Origin of the sequence: Candidatus Pseudothioglobus sp. Uisw_041 (assembly GCF_048087625.1) — a bacterium.
Taxonomy (GTDB): domain Bacteria; phylum Pseudomonadota; class Gammaproteobacteria; order PS1; family Pseudothioglobaceae; genus Pseudothioglobus.
Map to the genome: position 1 here is coordinate 1,428,351 of NZ_CP159805.1, position 18,978 is coordinate 1,447,328.

The 18,978-nt window shown below is 36.4% G+C and carries 21 protein-coding genes; 8 read left to right on the plus strand and 13 right to left on the minus strand.

What is annotated here, in order from left to right:
* Positions 1 to 15: 15 nt before the first annotated feature.
* On the minus strand, positions 16 to 1,638 hold the full coding sequence (locus tag ABXT44_RS07240; protein WP_416686585.1) for a GMC family oxidoreductase: 1,623 nt from the start codon (positions 1,636 to 1,638) through the stop codon (positions 16 to 18).
* A gap of 114 nt (positions 1,639 to 1,752) precedes the next feature.
* Between ABXT44_RS07240 and ABXT44_RS07245 the strand changes: the two genes are divergently transcribed.
* The 5 genes from ABXT44_RS07245 to ABXT44_RS07265 all read left to right on the plus strand — a co-directional run bounded on the left by ABXT44_RS07245 (position 1,753) and on the right by ABXT44_RS07265 (position 6,546).
* A complete protein-coding gene (locus tag ABXT44_RS07245) occupies positions 1,753 to 2,514 on the plus strand; it encodes a sulfite exporter TauE/SafE family protein (protein ID WP_416686587.1) in 762 nt (253 codons plus the stop codon).
* 123 nt (positions 2,515 to 2,637) lie between these two features.
* A complete protein-coding gene (locus ABXT44_RS07250) occupies positions 2,638 to 3,654 on the plus strand; it encodes a glycine betaine ABC transporter substrate-binding protein (protein ID WP_416686589.1) in 1,017 nt (338 codons plus the stop codon).
* A 157-nt stretch (positions 3,655 to 3,811) separates the two neighbouring features.
* The gene (locus ABXT44_RS07255) at positions 3,812 to 4,714 is read left to right on the plus strand and encodes an ABC transporter permease (protein WP_416679580.1); all 903 of its coding nucleotides are present in this window, start codon (positions 3,812 to 3,814) and stop codon (positions 4,712 to 4,714) included.
* Between the two features lie 9 nt (positions 4,715 to 4,723).
* Entirely contained in the window at positions 4,724 to 5,758 is a 1,035-nt protein-coding gene (locus ABXT44_RS07260) for a quaternary amine ABC transporter ATP-binding protein (protein ID WP_416686591.1), read from the plus strand.
* Positions 5,758 to 6,546, plus strand: coding sequence for an SDR family oxidoreductase (locus ABXT44_RS07265; RefSeq protein ID WP_416686593.1), 789 nt, complete (start codon positions 5,758 to 5,760; stop codon positions 6,544 to 6,546). The genes ABXT44_RS07260 and ABXT44_RS07265 overlap by 1 nt, the downstream gene beginning before the upstream one ends.
* A gap of 209 nt (positions 6,547 to 6,755) precedes the next feature.
* Here the strand turns inward: ABXT44_RS07265 and ABXT44_RS07270 are convergent, their stop codons facing one another.
* From ABXT44_RS07270 to ABXT44_RS07305, 8 genes are all read right to left on the minus strand, one after another.
* Positions 6,756 to 6,932 (minus strand): hypothetical protein, encoded by a 177-nt coding sequence (locus ABXT44_RS07270; protein WP_416677687.1) that lies wholly within the window; start codon positions 6,930 to 6,932, stop codon positions 6,756 to 6,758.
* Positions 6,933 to 6,953: 21 nt separating this feature from the next.
* The gene (locus ABXT44_RS07275; protein WP_416677688.1) at positions 6,954 to 7,142 is read right to left on the minus strand and encodes a hypothetical protein; all 189 of its coding nucleotides are present in this window, start codon (positions 7,140 to 7,142) and stop codon (positions 6,954 to 6,956) included.
* 18 nt (positions 7,143 to 7,160) lie between these two features.
* Complete coding sequence (locus tag ABXT44_RS07280) at positions 7,161 to 7,799, minus strand: c-type cytochrome (RefSeq protein WP_416686595.1); 639 nt, start codon at positions 7,797 to 7,799, stop codon at positions 7,161 to 7,163.
* 86 nt (positions 7,800 to 7,885) lie between these two features.
* Positions 7,886 to 8,197: a c-type cytochrome gene (locus tag ABXT44_RS07285; protein ID WP_271556499.1), complete on the minus strand. Its 312-nt coding sequence runs from the start codon at positions 8,195 to 8,197 to the stop codon at positions 7,886 to 7,888.
* Positions 8,198 to 8,277: 80 nt separating this feature from the next.
* Positions 8,278 to 9,063, minus strand: coding sequence for an enoyl-CoA hydratase-related protein (locus tag ABXT44_RS07290; protein WP_416686597.1), 786 nt, complete (start codon positions 9,061 to 9,063; stop codon positions 8,278 to 8,280).
* 23 nt (positions 9,064 to 9,086) lie between these two features.
* A complete protein-coding gene (locus ABXT44_RS07295) occupies positions 9,087 to 11,144 on the minus strand; it encodes an acetate--CoA ligase family protein (RefSeq protein WP_416686599.1) in 2,058 nt (685 codons plus the stop codon).
* A 6-nt stretch (positions 11,145 to 11,150) separates the two neighbouring features.
* On the minus strand, positions 11,151 to 12,308 hold the full coding sequence (locus tag ABXT44_RS07300) for an acyl-CoA dehydrogenase family protein (protein WP_271556503.1): 1,158 nt from the start codon (positions 12,306 to 12,308) through the stop codon (positions 11,151 to 11,153).
* A 29-nt stretch (positions 12,309 to 12,337) separates the two neighbouring features.
* Entirely contained in the window at positions 12,338 to 12,865 is a 528-nt protein-coding gene (locus tag ABXT44_RS07305; protein WP_416686601.1) for a thioesterase family protein, read from the minus strand.
* 94 nt (positions 12,866 to 12,959) lie between these two features.
* Between ABXT44_RS07305 and yihA the strand changes: the two genes are divergently transcribed.
* Together yihA and ABXT44_RS07315 are read left to right on the plus strand one after the other, a co-directional pair.
* The gene (gene yihA, locus ABXT44_RS07310) at positions 12,960 to 13,565 is read left to right on the plus strand and encodes a ribosome biogenesis GTP-binding protein YihA/YsxC (RefSeq protein WP_416686602.1); all 606 of its coding nucleotides are present in this window, start codon (positions 12,960 to 12,962) and stop codon (positions 13,563 to 13,565) included.
* Complete coding sequence (locus ABXT44_RS07315) at positions 13,555 to 16,059, plus strand: PD-(D/E)XK nuclease family protein (protein WP_416686604.1); 2,505 nt, start codon at positions 13,555 to 13,557, stop codon at positions 16,057 to 16,059. The genes yihA and ABXT44_RS07315 overlap by 11 nt, the downstream gene beginning before the upstream one ends.
* Here ABXT44_RS07315 and ABXT44_RS07320 read toward each other — a convergent pair.
* Together ABXT44_RS07320 and ABXT44_RS07325 are read right to left on the minus strand one after the other, a co-directional pair.
* Positions 16,021 to 16,692: a hypothetical protein gene (locus ABXT44_RS07320; protein ID WP_416686606.1), complete on the minus strand. Its 672-nt coding sequence runs from the start codon at positions 16,690 to 16,692 to the stop codon at positions 16,021 to 16,023. The two genes, ABXT44_RS07315 and ABXT44_RS07320, sit on opposite strands and share 39 nt — an antisense overlap.
* Positions 16,693 to 16,814: 122 nt before the next feature.
* On the minus strand, positions 16,815 to 17,099 hold the full coding sequence (locus ABXT44_RS07325; protein ID WP_416686607.1) for a hypothetical protein: 285 nt from the start codon (positions 17,097 to 17,099) through the stop codon (positions 16,815 to 16,817).
* Positions 17,100 to 17,153: 54 nt separating this feature from the next.
* Here ABXT44_RS07325 and msrB point away from each other — a divergent pair, with 54 nt between their 5' ends.
* Positions 17,154 to 17,525, plus strand: a complete 372-nt coding sequence (gene msrB / locus ABXT44_RS07330) for a peptide-methionine (R)-S-oxide reductase MsrB (RefSeq protein ID WP_271556511.1) — start codon at positions 17,154 to 17,156, stop codon at positions 17,523 to 17,525.
* Positions 17,526 to 17,556: 31 nt separating this feature from the next.
* Here the strand turns inward: msrB and ABXT44_RS07335 are convergent, their stop codons facing one another.
* Positions 17,557 to 18,342 (minus strand): sulfite exporter TauE/SafE family protein, encoded by a 786-nt coding sequence (locus ABXT44_RS07335; protein WP_416686610.1) that lies wholly within the window; start codon positions 18,340 to 18,342, stop codon positions 17,557 to 17,559.
* 43 nt (positions 18,343 to 18,385) lie between these two features.
* Positions 18,386 to 18,967, minus strand: coding sequence for a thymidine kinase (locus tag ABXT44_RS07340; protein ID WP_416686611.1), 582 nt, complete (start codon positions 18,965 to 18,967; stop codon positions 18,386 to 18,388).
* Positions 18,968 to 18,978 lie beyond the last annotated feature (11 nt).

Consider the following 18,978-nt stretch of genomic DNA (forward strand, 5'->3'; position numbering starts at 1 on the left):
GATTCTTTAATAACTTTAATTATTTTCTGCACTTGCTAATATTAAATCTGATGCTTTTTCACCAACCATGATTGTTGCGGCGTTAATATTACCACAAACTATTTGAGGAAATATTGAGGCATCTGCCACTCTCAGATTTTTGATGCCATGAACCCTCAGATTGCTATCAACAACATTTTTCAGTGGATTAGGGCCCATTTGGCAAGTACCACAAGGATGAAAAACAGTCCAAACAGTATCTTTAATATGCTGGATCATTTGCTCATCAGTCTGACATGCCTGCCCAGGACGAAACTCTTCTCCAATAACTTCTCTAAAACTATCAGTTTTAGCCAACTTCCTAAGGACCTTAACCCCCTCTAATAAATCTCTGATGTCATCTTTATGAGAAAGATAGTTAGGTTCAATGATTGGAGGTTTTAATGGGTTATTACTTTCAATATGAACTCTTCCCCTTGAAAGAGGGCTACAACTTGAAATTCCAAATAACATTGCTGAAAAGGGATCTGGGCTCATCATTGCCCTTTTTTCAGGAGATTCCAGAGAGTAACTGACGGGCGAAAAATAAAGCTGGATATTGGGCTTCTCAAGACCATCACGTGTCTTAATGAATCCTCCTGATTGATTAACACTTAAACTCAGTGGCCCTCTTCTTGTAATAATATATCTTAGACCCTGATATATCTTTCCTAGAAATGGCCTTAACTGATCATTTAGGGTTGGTACTTTGCTTTTATAAAAATAACTAACCCCCAAATGGTCTTGTAGGTTTTCTCCAACAGCTGGACTATCATGAATTAAAGAAACTGTAGCTTTATCTAAAACATCTTTTGGGCCTACTCCTGATAGCTGAAGAAGCTGAGGAGAATTAATTGATCCTGCGCTTAATATAACTTCACATGAAGCCATCACTTGATGAATCTTACCTGACTTAATATACTCAACTCCATAGGCCTTTTTATCTTTAATTAATACTCTTGAAACCAAAGCATTTTTAATAATAGTAAGATTAGTACGACTCTTTATTGGCCACAAGTAAGCTCTTGAGGAGGACATTCGCTGACCCTTATGAGTTGTGATTTGAAAGTTGCCAACTCCTTCCTGATTTTTTCCATTCATATCTCTATTAAGATTAATACCAATCTCTTGAGCTGCAGATAAAAAATTCTTACATAATGGGTGTAACTGGTCAGACACCTCCGAGACATTTAATGGCCCATCACCGCCTCTAAAACTATCAGCACCATTTTGCCAAGATTCCATTTTCTTGAAGTAGGGCAGAACATCATTATATGACCAGCCTGTATTCCCCATCTCAGACCACTGGTCAAAATCTTTATGATTTCCTCTCACATAAACCATTGCATTAATTGAGCTAGATCCGCCCAAAACCTTTCCTCTTGGCCAATAACTTGGCTTATTATCAGCTTCTGGACTTGGCTTTGTCATATACATCCAATTAACAGCTTTTTGATGGTAGGTCACCCCATATCCAATTGGCATTTGGATAAAGAATCGACGATCTGAACCACCGGCCTCTATTAGCAAAACGTTATTAGATGAGTTTTTACTGAGCCTATTTGCAAGGACACAGCCGGCGGAGCCGGCCCCTACAATTATGTAGTCATAATTAGACATAAATTAGAAGTAAATTAGAAGTAATAGGGCCATTTGATAATCAAAATTTAAAATACCTAACATCGTCATTATATTGAAATCAAATACAAATAACAAAATAATCTATATACTCATATGCATTATTTTGGCAATTCTTTAAAGATCATTTCTGACCCATCAATATATTTATTAATTTTAATTTCAGGAGCATTTACTGCAGCATTTGTCCAGGGAGCTAGTGGCTTTGGAAGTGGTCTTGTTCTTAATGCATTTTGGCTTCACATAATGGAACCTGCTATCGCAATTCCATTAAATATAATTACTTGCTTATTGATATCGGGTTGGCCATTATTTAAATTAAGAAAAACTCTTGATTTTTCAAAACTGAGACCATTTGTTATTTCTGGTTTAATTGGTATACCCCTTGGTATGCTTCTTCTAAAAACTACTGACCCAAGATTATTTAAAATATCTATTGGCATTTTTTTAGTTTTCTATGCAATATTAATATTTAAAAATAATAACCTATCCGTTAAAGTTAACAACAATAAATTAATTGATTGTTTTATAGGATTGATAAGTGGATTTATGGGCGGCTTTGCAGCGCTTGGAGGAATATTTCCAACAATTTGGGTTAGTCTGCAGAAATTACCAAAAAATACTCAGCGAGGAACTTATGAACCTTTTATTTTTATAACAAGCATTATGGCAGTTATAAGTTTTGCTATCGCTGGCCTATTTACATTGCAAATATTTTATGACCTTCTTTTGACTATTCCAGCTTTAATTATTGGCTCTTTTCTTGGCATGAAAATCTATCATGTTATTGATGGCGAGGTGTTTCAAAAAACAATTCTAGGATTAATTTTTATAGCAGGAATAGTTTTATTAATTTAATATTTCCTATTAATATGTGTTTTTAATCATCGAATATAATTCAACTTGCACTGAAATTTTATATATACTAAAAATCAATCCTTATATTTAATAAGGATTTTGTTTTAAACCTAAGGAGAAAAAATGAAACTAATAAATAAACTATTAGCTATCTCAGCTATTTCAGTTGCTCTAATGCCAGGAGTTGTTAGTGCTGACTGCGGTAAGGCAAGACTAGCTGATTTTGACTGGAGTAGTGCTAATATTCATACTGCTATTGCTGGCTTCATCTTAGAGCATGGTTATGGGTGTGAAGTTAGTATAACTAAAGGAAGTACAACACCTATTATGGCTGCGCACTATGATGGACAGCTTGATGTAGTTACTGAGCTTTGGTATGACAACATTAAAGATACTTTTGATGGTCATGAAGCAGATGGAACTGTGAGAAACCTAGGAGTAAATACTCCTGACTCTCAGCAAGCATTCTATGTTGATAGAGCAACTGCTGATAAGTACAATCTTACAAATGTTCTAGATATGAATAGGCCAGAAATTGCTGCGTTATTCAGTGATCCTGAAAACCCATCAATGGGAAGAATGACAAGCTGTATTGGTGGCTGGACTTGCTACACAATTAATCTTGTTAAACAAAAAGCTTATGGACTAGATAAATACTATACTAACTTTGATCCAGGTTCAGGTGGAGCACTAGATGCAGCAATTGCAGGTGCGTTTGCTAAAAAGCAACCAATCTTTACTTACTATTGGGCGCCAACTGGTCTAATGGGTAAGGTTGATCTAGTTAGACTAGCAGAGCCTCCATTTAACTCTGAGTGCTGGGCATCTATGCAAGTTGTTGTTGAAGACATCAAAGCCAATGGTGAGGATGCATGGGTACCTACTTGTGGAGTTGAGTACAGAGACATGTCACTAGACAAGTCAGTTCTTTCTTCATGGGCGGATTCACACCCTGCAGAGACTGCATTTTTAGAAGCTTATAGCATACCAACTGCGCAAGTTAACAGACTACTTGCATTCTATGAAGATGAGTCAGATGGTGATATGGAGCTAACTGCAATGGAGTACTTAGCGAATGATGATTCATGGAAATCTTGGGTACCAGCAGACGTTGCTGCTAAAGTATCTGGAGCTCTATAAGTTAATCTTAATATAAAAAAGAGCTCACTTGTGAGCTCTTTTTTTCATCAAAATAATTATGATAAGAAAAATTCTCACATACTTTACATTTCCAATATTCTTTGTATGGCTTTTAGTCGTCAGTTATAACTCATCAAAAAGAAAGCCCGATAGTGTTATGGAGCTTTTTACTGATTTAAGTTGGCTCTATGATTGGCCTAAATGGTTAGATATTCCTCTAATGAAATGGATTAATGACGGCTTTAAGGTCTTTAATGAAAAATATGGAATTTACTTCGAAGTAATCAACGATTTTCTTCTTGGTGCAATTCTATCTCTTAAGAAATTCTTAATCGTTCTACCTTGGCCAGTAGTCATTGCACTCGTTGTTGCAGTTGTTTTCTTTTCTAGTGGCAGAAAAATAGGAACCACCGTTTTTGTTGGTTTTTGTACATTTTTTATAGGCTTCCTACATCCAAAGTTTTGGGATAAAGCTATAGAAACAACCTCTATTATGATAATTGGAATTATTATTTGTATTATTATTGGTATTCCATTGGGTATTGCAATGTCTCGAAATAATAAAGTTCGAAATGCAATACTGCCAGTTCTTGATTTAATGCAAACAATCCCAAGCTTCTGTTACCTAATCCCAGGAATTATGCTGTTTGGATTGGGCGCTGTTCCAGCAATTATTGCAACTGTTATTTATGCTGTTCCTCCATTAGTTCGATTGACTGATCTTGGAATTACTCTGGTTGATACCGAAGTTATCGAAGCAGCTGAAGCATTTGGGGCTAGCCCCAAACAAAAATTACTTGGAGTACAGTTACCTCTTGCCCTTCCGAACATTATGCAAGGAATCAACCAGTGCACAATGATGGCACTAGCTATGGTTGTCATTGCCTCAATGATTGGAACTCGAGGCCTTGGTGATGAAGTTTTACTGGGACTTCAACAGCTAAATGTTGGAAAAGCAACTGAAGCCGGTCTCGCAATTGTTCTATTAGCAATTGTGTTAGATAGAATTACGCAGGCTTATGGTAAAAGAATACAAGATAGAAATAAACCACCAGAATAAACCCCTATTATGTCAAAAATCGAAATTAAAAATATTTATAAAATATTTGGTCCCAAGCCTGACCAGGTTTTATCAATGGTCCAAAACGGGGCAGATAAAGAACAAGTTCTAGAAGAGACTGGACATACTGTTGGCTTAGATAACGTTTCATTATCTATCGAAGAAGGTGAAATTTTTGTTTGCATGGGCCTATCTGGCTCAGGTAAGTCAACTTTGATTAGGCATATTAATAGATTAATTGATCCTACTGCAGGACAAGTTCTTGTAAATGATGTAGACGTATTAAGTTTAGATGAGAAAGAAATTTTAGAATTTAGAAAAAAAACCATGAGTATGGTTTTCCAGCGCTTTGGATTATTCCCTCACAAGACAATCATTGAAAATGTGGCTTATGGACTTGAAATTCAGGAGGTTCCTGAAGAAAAGAGAAAAGAAATTGCTCAAGGTCAAATTGATGCTGTAGGGCTCCAAGGATTTGAGAACCAATACCCAGCTCAACTTTCTGGCGGAATGCAGCAAAGAGTTGGACTTGCAAGGGCTCTTGCAACTGACCCACAAATCCTTCTAATGGACGAAGCGTTTAGCGCTTTAGATCCTTTGATTAGAAGTGAAATGCAATCCCAACTTGTTGACCTTCAATCGAAACTTAAAAAAACGATTGTCTTTATAACCCATGACCTTGATGAATCGCTTAAACTTGGCGATCATATAGGAATCCTAAATGGCGGACGATTGGTTCAAGTTGGTCGCCCAGAAGATATTATCCTCAATCCAGCGGATGATTACGTTAAAGCTTTTGTTAAAGACGTTAATCGCTCAAAAGTTTTAAGAGCTAAGACTGTAATGACAAAAATTGATAAATTTGATACCTCCGGCATTAACCCATCATCAACATACAAGTATGATGAAGATACTTTTATTGAAGAACTAGTCCCTAAGGTTTTGAAAGATAGATCAACTATTGAAGTTATTGATAAAAATGGAAGCACAACTGGATACATCTCATCTGACGAACTCTCTGAAGCCTTAACAAAAACAAAGTAATGTCTCAGGGTAATTTTGCAAGTAAAAATATAATCATTTCAGCCTCAGCTGATGGACTTGGCTGGTGTATGGCTAATGTTTTGATAGATCAAGGCCACACAGTTTACTTATCTGACATTAATCAGCAAAAAATTGATGAAATTCATAAGCATCCGCTTTTCAATAAAAGGGTATTTATTGAAAATGTTAACGCTGGGAATCCGGAGTCAGTTAAGTCTTACTTTAAAGCCCTTTCTCAAAAAGTTACACGCATTGATGTTCTCATAAATAATGTTGGTATTGCTGGTCCCACTGGACCAATGGAAGATTTAACCATCGAGGACTGGAGGCAAACGATAGATATAAATTTAAATAGCCACTTCTACTTCACTAAGTTTGCAATTCCGCTTTTAAAGAAGAATAAGGGGGGCTCAATTATTAATCTATCTTCAACAGCTGGACTATTTGGATTTCCACTAAGGACTCCTTACGCTGCTAGTAAATGGGCCATCATTGGAATTACAAAGTCACTCGCCATGGAGCTCGGTGAATTCGATATTAGAGTAAACGCGATTTGCCCAGGGTCAGTATCAGGCGATAGAATTAATCGTGTTATTAAAGCAAGAGCCAAATCAATAGGCTCTTCTGAAAATGAGGTAAAAGAAGACTATGAGGCAATGGTTTCTCTTAAAACATTTGTAGATAAAGAAGATATAGCAAACATGGCAAGTTTTTTAATATCAAATGAAGCAAGCAAAATTTCTGGTCAAATAATGACAGTCGACGGCAACACAGAGAGAATGGGTTAAGCTCAAAAGTTACGCGTTTATAATTTTAATAGTGCCTATAAAAGCTCTTATTTAAAACTAGACTATTCTATTAAAAGACTTAACAGCCCAATGTTATTTTTTATCTTCTGACTCTAGACGTTTAAATTCTACAACAGTCATTACCGCTCCTACTAAAGCAAGCGCAAAGCAAAATAACCCAGTAAAGAATATTAGTGAATCATCCATAATTAGTCCTTCCTGGCTATTATTTTAAAATAAATAGCGAACGTTAAAATAGATGGAATCCAAGTTGCGGTAAACAATGCTTCTTGCTTTGTGTCCACTCCTTGAAACCAAAGAAAAGCAGTTGTTACAAATGCAACACCCACTGACATTAAAATACATATATCTGACGTTTTCATCATAATTACATCCTTCTTTAAAAATTAATCTTCGTTCCAAAAAGCCGCAGAACCTATCAACAAGAAAATTACTGCTAGTGAGGCATGCGCTCTTATACTTGTTTCGTTCGGTAACTCTATCAAAAGTGGCACCAAATTAGCCATACCAAGCAAAAGCCAGAGTACTGCCAAAAATGATAGGGATAGGGCTACTATCCCAATTTTTCTTTTCATAAAATCACCAGCTCTAGTTTAATGAAGTCCAGCTATATATTGTGACAAAGCTTCAATTTCAACTGTCGTTAAACCTTTAGCAACATTCACCATCATCTCATTTGCCCTAGAAACATCTGTGGAGCCCGTTTGTTCATTTATGGAATATTGACGGAATGCTTTTAGCTGTGAAGTAGTATATGCTGCATGCTGACTGCTGATTGCTGGGAAGCCTGCAGTTGGAATACCTAAACCTTTAGCTCCATGACAAGCAATACAAGCTGTCGTTTGAGTATCCATTTTTCCACCAACATAAATCTTACGACCAAGCTCAAGAGTTTCAGCATCTGCATTCGCACTGTTTTCACTTATAGTTTGGATTGAATAGTAAGCTGCAATGTCCATCATGTCTTGCTCAGAGAGCATTCCAGCAACACCATTCATCATTGCATTCTTTCTTTCACCTGACTTAAAGTGCTGTAATTGTTTTATAAGATAAGCCTCACCTTGTCCAGCTAACTTAGGAAAAGTAGGAATAGTGCTATTACCTGCCAGACCATGGCAACCCATACATGTTGCAGTCTTTACTTGACCTGCCTCAGCATCACCAGCAGCAATAATAGGGCTACTGAAAGAAGCAATTAATATATAAGCTAAAGCAATAATGGTCTTTTTCATTCTTAATCTCCAAAAAATTCAAGGAAATTATACGTGAAAAATAATGGTATCGTAAACTTCAATTAGGACAGTTTTATCGACTAATATTAGTATTTAGAATTTTGAATAGAAAGATATTCAGCAATCGAGCGTTCAAATCCTTCAGCCATTGGAGCCATTGCATTCATGTATGAGTTCTGACGCTCACCTGACTGAAAATATTCTAATTGCTGAACAATCCAATCAGCATCTTTTCCAGCTAAAGAAGGTGCATTTTCATCTGTCGAATGTCCATTCTGGCCATGACAACTTACACAGCCCAAAGCACTATACATTGCTTCGCCTTCACTATTGGCATTTGAACTTAGCGAAAAAATAGCTAAAGCAATTGTGACTGATGTTAAAAAATATCTTTTCATTGAATCTATATCCTAACTTAATTCATCAAATAAATTATACCCAGTTCTAGCTTGTTCAAAATCTGTTGTATTTATAATGATTATTTTCCTTTCCAGCTTGGAGGTCTCTTTTCAGAAAAAGCTTTAGGACCTTCTTTTGCATCTTCAGAGTTCAACATTTTCTGATAAGCCTGGATCTCACCAGATCGCATAACTTTATAAGCACTTTCTAAATCCATTTGGTCTGTTTGCCTTAATACAGATTTTATTGCTGCCAGAGATAGAGGTGCAGACTTAGCAATTTGATGTGCCCACTCTATTGCTGAATCTTCTAATTCACTTAAAGTACAGCTTCGATTAACTAGGCCAAAGTGTTTTGCTTCATCTACGGCCATTCGTCGACCTGTCATAAGCATGTCCATCGCCACTGCAGATGGCAATCGTCGTGGCAATCTTAAGACGCCACCACTATCAGGGATAATGCCTAAGGTCGCTTCTGGAACAAAAAACTCTGCAGTATCTGCTGCAATTATAAGGTCAGCTGCTAAAGCTAACTCAAAGCCTCCTCCAACTGCTAGTCCATTAACTGCGGCAATGACAGGTTTATCAAGATCCCACAACTCCGTTAGTCCTGCAAAACCACCAAGCCCAAAGTCTGCATCAATTGCCTCGCCTTCAGATGCGGCTTTTAAATCCCAGCCACCGCAAAAAAAACGATCACCAGCCCCCGTTATCACAGCCACCCGTAAATTATTATTATCTCTAAAACTGATAAATGCATCACCCAGCGCATGACTTGTTTTAGCATCAATTGCATTAGCTTTTGGTCGGTCCAAGGTAATCAATATTACGTCATCATAGATTTTGCAATTAACACTGTTGTTCATAAATTTCCCAATTAAAAGGCTGATTAGCCTAAGTTTAACTTAATAAGAGTGTCGACAGCAATAACTCCGCTGCCTCTCTTCAATACTAATAATGGATTAATATCCAATTCATCAATATCATTTTCACTAACTAGTTTGACAGTAGCCATTACGCAATCAATAATCATCTCAACGTCTCCTTGTGGATTACCTCTATAACCATTAATTAAAGGAAAAGCTTTTAATTTTGATAAGGCTAGAGAAACATCCTTCCTATTAACTGGAAATAGAAGTGGAATACTTTCTTTGAAAAGCTCCACCAAAATTCCACCACTTCCAATAATAATATATTTTCCAAAAATTGGGTCAAGGCCAACACCAATAATCAATTCAGCAACTGAATCTTGCACCATTTTTTCAATAAGAAGGGATGAACCAATCTTAAATAAATCCTGGCAAGCCTTCTCTAGCGCTAAAGGATCATTTATATTTAGCATAACAGCACCTAGCTCTGTTTTATGTACCAACTCAACATCTGAAACCTTCAGTGTTATAGGGTAATGTATTTTTTCAGCGGCAATTAAAGCCTCAGAGGTGCTACTAATAATTTTTCCATCTGGCACAGGAATTCCATATTTTTTCAACAATTTCTTGCCTTCAAACTCTGTTAGTGTTGAAATTTTAGAAGGGTGAGATAATGAGCGTAATATCTCTATCGATTGCATTGAGCTTTTCTGAAAAGCGAGTCCAATTCTATAGGAGTGATTAAGAGCCTTCAAGCAAATATCCAGCCCTATCATTGGCGCGATACCATATTTTTGGCATTCCTTAATAATCCTTTTAGGCATACAATCTGCAATTGAAGCTAATACTATAGTCTTCTCACGTGTCCCAGAAATCGCATCAGAGAGAGCCAATAAAGTTAAGTCCCAATCTTTTTGTTCTGATTCTTGCGTTCTTGGCCAGTCCAATAACAACATTGTTGCAGCAAAATTGCCACTAATCATCTGCTTAAAGCATTTTGAAGTTCTTTTTCGGTCACCCCAAATAAAGGTATGGTAATCAAGTGGATTATCAACCTCGACATAATCATTAAGCGCTAGTTTAACTCTATCTTTATGAAGATCATCAAGGCTAGGAAAGGTGATATCCAGACCATCAATCAAATCCGCCATCATTCCTGCCTCTCCTCCAGAGCAGCTCATAGATGCAACACCGTTATGGTCAATGGTTCCTAAAATACTTAGCAATTTTAAAGTTTCTAGGAACTCTGGAACAGTATCCACTCTAGCAATCCCGAGTCGCTCAAAAAATACATTAAAAAGTTGGTCCAAGCCTGTCATTGAGCTGGTATGACTGAGTGCAATCTTTGCAGAAACATCAGTACGTCCAGACTTAATTGCAACAATTGGAATTTTTTTATCAAGGGCTCTTCGAGCAGCAACATCAAACGATTTGATATCGGAAATTCCTTCGATATGCAGGCCTATTGCATTGACTCTATTGTCATCGAGCATCGCATTAATAATATCTGCAATATTTGTATTTGTTTGATTGCCAAGAGTAAACATGTAGGCAATTGGAAGCCCGATCGATTGCATTGTAATATTAAGGCCTATATTGCCACTCTGTGTAATAATTGCAACCCCACTCAAAACTGGCTCACAACCATGAACATCAGGCCACAATGCAACTCCATCAAGACTATTGATAAAGCCATAACAGTTCGGTCCAATTAATGGCATTCCATCAGCAGCCTCTTCCAGCCTCTGATTTCGTTTTATTCCTTTTTCTCCAAGCTCTCCAAAACCAGAAGCGTACAAAACTGCTCCACCACCTCCAATCGACTTTAAATCAGCAACTATAGCTATAGCAGACTCGGCATTAACTGCTATAAACGTAGCATCTGGAGCCTCAGGAAGATCTTTAATATCTTTGTAACACTTAATTCCCTCAAGAAAATCTAGAGTTGGATGGATTGCCCAAATTTTATGGTTATAGCCTAATTTTTTACTTTCTCTAATCGCAAAATTTGCACCACGATTTCCAACCACAGCTATTGATTTTGGTGATATTAGCCGACTCAAATTAGTTCTACTCATAAAGGACTACTCAAATGGTCTTAGTAGTGACCTTGAAATGATATGTCTTTGAATTTCACTCGTACCATCCCAAATTCGTTCAACTCGATGGTCTCGCCATATTCTTTCCAAAGGCAGCTCTTCCATTAGACCCATACCTCCAAGTATTTGTATGGCTTCATCAGAAATCATTGCAAGAGTCTCTGTAGCTTTCAGTTTTGCCATTGCAGCATCACTATTAGTCATTTCTCCTTGCGTATCCTTCCATGCAGCTTTTAAAGTTAATAGTTCTGCAGCATGAAGCTCCATTGACATATCAGCAAGCTTAAAAGAAACTCCTTGAAATTTACCAATCTTTTGACCAAATTGTTCACGCGTTGCAGCCCATTCTGTTGCAATTTGCAGGGCTCTTTCAGCTCTGCCAAGACACATTGCTGCAACTGATAATCGCGTAGCGCCAAGCCACTCATTTGCCACATCAAATCCATGGTCTACCTCACCTAATACTTGAGATTCATGGACACGGCAATTATCAAAATTAAGAATAAAGTTATGATATCCCCTATGAGAAACACTTTTGTATCCAGGCTCTACAGAAAACCCTGAGGTACCAATATCCACCAAAAAGCTAGTTATTTTTTTCCTCTCTCCTCTGGAAGTCTTCTCAGTTCCAGAAGCTGCAAATAAGATAACGTAGTCGGCCACATCCGCATGACTAATAAAATGCTTTGAGCCATTAATTACAAAAAACTCTCCATCTCTCTCTGCCTTGCACTGCATAGATCGAACATCTGACCCTGCGTTAGGCTCTGTCATTGCAAGACATTCAACCTTATCTCCTCGAATCGTTGGAATTAAATAATCTTCAATTTGTGCTCCTTGGCAAGCCAGCAATATATTACTAGGTCTTGCGACAATATACTGAAGGCCAAAATTTGCCTTACCTAACTCCTTCTCTAAAAGGCATAAAGTCAAAGTATCAAGACCCCCACCTCCATGTATTTCTGGCATATTACTAGCATAAAGACCTTGATCGATTGCCTTTTTTTTGATATTTTCAGCTAGGTGTTTGTTAATTTTATTACTTTGTTCAACCTCATCTTCGTGAGGATAAAGCTCTTGCTCCACGAAACTTTTAACTGAATCGATAATCATTTCTTGCTCATTAGAAAGGCCAAAATCCATCTCTACTCCTACAATTTAATTAACTTACTTTATTTTTTAATCGCCATAATGCGGCCTTTTTGCCTTGGTGTAGACAATTTTTTATGATATCCCCAAATCTTTAAAAGTATATCTTCAACAGTTGATTCAATCTGGCATGCTTTCCCTTTGTTCATATCTACATGAACAAGCATTTGCTCAGTTGTAGCTAATAAGTCACCACTTTCAGCATGGAACATTTGATGAAAAATATGAAGCTTTTTTGCATCTAAACCAAGTAATTGAGTAGTAAACTTAAGAGGCTCTCCCTTTGAAACTTCCAAATAAAAGTTTATATGCGTTTCAACAGTATAGAAAGACTTGCCTGCTAAGCGATAGTCATTATCAACCCCAATGTATTGAAATAAAGCATCTGAAGCATCGCCAAAAGCATACAAATAGAATGACTCGCTCATATGGCCATTGTAGTCAATCCAATCTGGATGAACTTCAGATTGATATAACTCTAGAGGAGTATTAAGCTTGTCCTCTAGAGAAAAGTATTGGTACTTTCTTTTAAGATATATTTCATTATCCATATGATGTCAGAATACCTAATAGAATTAGAATGTAATGAGATGTCAATTAATAAAGATTATATAATGACAATGTCTGCACCGAACTACTTGAATTATGCATAATTTCTATCGCAAAGCAAAGTTTCTTTTATCCTGTCCATCCATTAAAGGTTGTCCAGAAGATGCTGGATATGAAGTTATTTTTGCAGGTCGTTCTAATGCAGGTAAATCTAGTGCAATTAATACACTCACCGAACAAAAAAAATTAGCGAAAGTTAGCAGAACTCCTGGTAGAACTCAGCATTTAGTCTTCTTTGAGCTTGATAAAGATAGAAGGCTTGTTGATTTACCTGGTTATGGATATGCCAAGGTTCCAGATGCTGTAAAACAAAATTGGCATAGAAATATGAGTGAATATTTTGACAATAGAAAGTGCATGCGAGCTGCAATACTTGTAATGGACTGTCGCCATCCATTAAAGCCCTTTGATCAAATGATGCTTGAGTGGTCTATCACTAATAAAGTCTCTACAAATATTTTACTAACAAAATCTGACAAACTTAAAAAGGGAGCTGCAAGTTCAGCTAAACTTGCTGTCATGAAAGCAATCAAAGGTTACCCATCAATAAGTGTTCAGCTTTTCTCATCCCTGAAAAAAGAAGGGGTGCCTGAACTTTGTAGTTATCTTAATAAAATATTTGAAGTGAGTAATGAGGGTTAACCTAGACCTCTCTTTAATTAAAGCTAACGATACAATTATTGTTGCGAACAATCGCCAAGTCTTAGCAATCAAGAAATCAATATCTGAACTTAATGGCACATCAAAAATGCCGAAAGTATCTTCCTATAAATCATGGCTTGAAGGCAACTGGAATCAAAATAATCCATCAAGAAGTTTGCGCCTGCTAACTCAGTTTGAAATAAGATTTTTATTAAAAGAAATTAGTAAAGGAGATGTTACAAGCAATCCTGAAACTTTTATTGATGAGCTAATTAAGTGCTACATAATTTGCAAAACTTATTTTATTGATATAACTGAGTTATCAAGTTTTGGTGCAATCCCTCCTAAGTTCTTTATAGGCTGGATAAGTAAATATGATAAGTTTAAAATGGCTAATAAGTGTATCGATCATACAGATCTTTTTCGTGCTTCACTAGAATCTCTAAAAACTCAAAATAAAGAAGGGAAATATTATTCTTATGGCTTCAATGAGCCAACACCTGAGCAAAAAAAACTTTTTGAAATATTAAAATGTAGGCCTATGTTGTATCAAGGTCAAAATAAAAATATTCCTGCCTTCTCTTTCAATAACCAAGACACTGAATTAAAGACAATAGCAAAATGGGCAAAAGAGATTAGTCTAAAAAATCCAGATAAAAAAATTGGAATTGTTATCCCAAATTTAAATGAATTACAGCATATTGTTAAAACTATTTTTGATCTTGAATTTACTTCGACCCTAATCGAAACTCATCAAAAACCATACAATATTTCTCTTGGAATACCGCTTGGACACTATCCACTCATTCAACATCTTTCCTCTGTTTTACAAATTTCAACTGAATTTATCAAGGGTCATATAAGCCACGAATTATTGATCAAGGTTGTTACTTCGCCTTATATTAAAGGTGCTAAGAGTGAGCGAGATAGTCGCGCGTTATTGGTCTCTAAAGTTTTAAAAATTGGCGCCAAAGAGAGCAGGGTTAATAAAATCATTTCTCTTTTAGATACATGCCCATCACTTAAAGAGATTTTTATAGAAATAAATACAATTAATACCTCAAAAACTATATCTCTTGAAGATTCCCTTGATTCTGTCAACTTATTACTTTCTTGTTGGGGCTTTACTTCAGATAGAGTCTTATCAAGTAGTGAATATCAGATATTTGAAAAGTATCAGACTGAAAGTTTAATTCTAAATAAACTATCAATTTATTATAAAAAAACAAACTTATCAAATGCTTTAGATATCTTAAGTGCCCATATAAGTGCTGTTATTTTTCAACCAAAAAGTGGTTTGTCAAATATTCATATAATGGGCTCTCTTGAGGCTGAGGGTTTATTCTTCGATCATGCATGGGTATCGAGCATGACAAGCAACTTCCTTCCAGGGCGAATAAAAATGCCATTATTCATTCCATCAAAGACTTCAATTGAGTATAAACTTCCAAATTCAAGCTTTCAATTAGTTGCTAAAGAAAGCAAAAAAACATTAGAAAACTTAAATAATTTAAGTTTTGATACTACATACAGTTACCCAAAGAACTCAAGTAATCGTGAAGAGCTTCCTACTCCATATTTAGACTTTGATGAATTTCCTTTCGAAGCTTTATCTGAAGATTTTCCTAGAGATTTAGAATATATTGAAGATTTTAAAGCATCTAAAATTATTGAACCTTCCATAAAAAAAGGCGTTAAAACCCTTCAAGATCAGATGAGTTGCGGGTTTAAAGGATTTACAAACCGTCTTAGTATTGATAACTTTGAAGAGCCACATCTTGGTATAAGCCGACTTGAACAGGGCAATTTAATCCATAAGATCTTAGAAACTTTATTCAATGAGATTACAACCAGCACAAAATTATTACAACTTTCTGATAATGAGCTTACTTTATTAATAGAGAAGCATACTGAGTCTGCAATTTTGAAAATACCTAATTCAAATTTTAAGGTCAATGAAAAAAATAGGCTTTTAGCAATTATTAATGAATATCTTGATCTTGAGAAGCAGCGAGATTACTTTGAAGTGCTAGAGACTGAATCAGCATCTGAAGTTAATATTGAGGGCTTGAAGTTTTCAACTCGTATTGATCGTATGGATCAAATGGCTTCTGGTACAAAACTCATCATTGATTATAAAACTGGAAAAAATATTAAAGCAAGTCATCTCACTGGAGATCCTTTAAAGGAGGCTCAGCTTCCTATTTATGCAATAACGAATTCAGTTGATGGAATCTCATTTGCAACTATTAACTCTAATAATTGTGAGTTTAAGGCAATAACAAAGAATAAATTTGAACTTCCAATAAGTAAACAGGCGAGTAATAAAATGCCAGATTGGGACAGTCAATTGACTGAATGGAAATCAAGCTTAATCTCAGCTAGCCAAAATTTTCAGTCAGGTGTTGCTAGCGTCTTGCCTGCAAAAAATGCTTGCGAGTACTGTGATTATGACCTACTCTGCAGAATCGATAAATCTAGTAATAATCGATAGTCTTTCTTGAGCTATCTCTTGTGCAATATTAATATTAGCAAGTTTTGAAATCTGAATTGATTTAAGAAGCTCCAGTAATTTAATTATTGGCTTTGTATTTATATCCAAGTAATCAAAAGCTGTCAGAATTATTTGAAACCTTTTATGACGCCTTAAACCATCATTCTTTAAGTAAAAATTTAAGACTTCCTGAGGATTAAATGACAAGAAATTCATAGCAAAATGACTCCATTCTGCAACGAGTTCAGTAATTTGTTGGATATCTTTTGGACATTTAAGATGCTCACAAAGCGCCTCAATATTTTGAAGGTTTTGCTTATGAAGCCAAAGAGCAAAGGAGACTTCAGGTTGCTTGATTGATTGATTGAGTAGCTTAAAATCACTATTATTACTAAGCTCTAGCATTGGAAATAAGCTTTCATATGCCCTAGATTCAATCAAAACTTCAAAAAATACAGACGGTGACTCTGTCTGCATTGAAAGAGCAATTTCTTTAAAAACGCGCTCTGATGTTAGAGCGTCGACTTCACCAGAGACAACCATTTTTTTTATTAGCTCTAGCGTCTTATCGTCAATAGTAAAACCAAGATTAGAGAAGCGAGATGCAAAACGGGCAGTGCGTAATATGCGCACAGGATCTTCTGAAAAAGCATCAGATACATGCCGAAGTGTTTTCTTTTTGATATCTTCTATTCCGCCATAAGGATCAATATAACTTCCATTGCCATCTATTTTTTGGGCAATTGCGTTAACTGTTAGATCCTCCTTGAAAGGTCTTGCTCAATTGTTACAGTCCTAGAAGTGTCAAATGCAAAGCCAGTATAGCCTGCGCCGACTTTACGCTCAATTCTTGCGAGTGCGTACTCATCATGAGTCTCTGGATGAAGGAATACTGGAAACTCTTTTCCAACCTGACGATAGCCAAGTGACAAAAGCTCCTCAGGGGATGAACCAACAACAACATAATCCTTTTCTGTTGTTTCGGATGCTATCCCTAAAATCTGATCTCGAATAGCGCCGCCTACTAAATATATTTCCATAATTATTAACTGCAGATTTTAAAGATGACTGTAAATTTATCTTATAATACACGAATGGATAATAAGAAGAATATATCACCCGAAGCGTATCATATTACTCAAGAATGCGGCACTGAGCCTCCATTCTCTGGTGAGTATTATAATCATAATGAGACAGGTCACTATCATTGTATATGCTGTGACGCAGTGTTATTTGAATCGAGTACTAAATTTGACTCGGGAAGTGGGTGGCCAAGTTTTTATGAACTTGCAAACAGTAGCTGTGTTCGCCAACTAGAAGATAACTCTATGGGCCACGTTAGAGTAGAAGTTAGATGTGCGTCTTGTGATGCCCACTTGGGACATGTTTTCCCTGATGGCCCTCAGCCTACTGGAAAGCGATACTGCATTAACTCTGTTGCTTTAAATTTTACTGACGATCAGTGATGGTTTGGTAATAAGTCTAGCTAGCAACCATTTAATAAAATAGAACCATAACCGCCAAAAAACCTAGAAAAATTGAAAACCCTTTTTTGAGTTTTTTACTATCAACAGCATGGGTTACCTTGGCTCCTAATGGCGCAAAAAAAATACTCGTAGAGACAATAGCGACAAGCGCTTCAAAATTGATAAATCCAATCCCACCAGTTGGAAGGTCTTGACTTGAGCCTGTAATCATAAAACCAATACTTCCAGCAATTGCAATTGGCATCCCAACAGATGCAGAGGTTGCAATAGCATTTTTAATATTTACATTGTTATAAACCAAAAATGGTGTTGTCATAGTTCCGCCACCAATTCCAACCATAGCAGAAATTAGGCCAATAAAATACCCAGTTATTGACCAAGCCCATCTAGATAAATTATCAGCATGACTTGATGCTGTAACCCCAAACCATAGAATCAAAGCAACACTAATCTCAAAGAGTGCAAAAAATAGCCTTAGAAAATCAAAGCTCATATATTTTACTAATAGGGCGCCTGTAAAAGACCCAAGTAGAATCGTAGGGGCTAACTTTTTAAAATTATCCCAAAGTATTGCTCCGTGCCTTTGATGCGCATAGAGACTAGAAATAGAAGTAAAAACAATAGCCGCTAAAGCAGTGCCAATTGAAGTATGCATTAAGATTGACTGGTCCACAGATGGTGCCAAAAGATAAAGCAAAGCTGGAACAATTATTAGCCCCCCACCAACCCCCAATAGACCAGCTAAAAATCCAGAAAATGCACCTAAAAGCAACAGAAGGGCAACAAGCTCACTCACAACACAAAGACTATTAAAGTGTTATTTACCTTCATATGTCAACTCAATTTGACCAGATATGCTCTGCAAAATGCTTTCGACACATGGACTGGTAACGATCATTACCACCAATAACTACTTGATCGCCATCATTAATAATATTACCTTTTTCGTCTGTGCGAACCACCATCGTTGCTTTACTTCCACAATGGCAAATAGTTTTTAGCTCTATTAGATTATCTGCCCACGCCAAAAGATGCTGACTACCTGGGAAGAGTTCACCTCTAAAGTCAGTCCTAATCCCATAACAAAGAACAGGTATATCTAGATCATCTACAGCAATAGCGAGCTGCTTAACTTGATCTCGACTTAGAAACTGACTTTCATCAATAAGCACGCAGTTGATGCCTTGTTTTTTATTTTCCTCAGAAAGTATCTTAAACAAATCATCTTCCTTATGAAAAAGATAGGCCTCTGCCTCAAGGCCAATTCTTGACGTTACTTTACCAACACAATATCGATTGTCAATTGCTGCCGACATAATATAAGGCCGCATACCCCTCTCTTTATAGTTATATGCAGACTGAAGAAGTGAGGTTGACTTTCCGGCGTTCATTGCAGAATAATAAAAGTAAAGCTTAGCCAAAATACAAACCT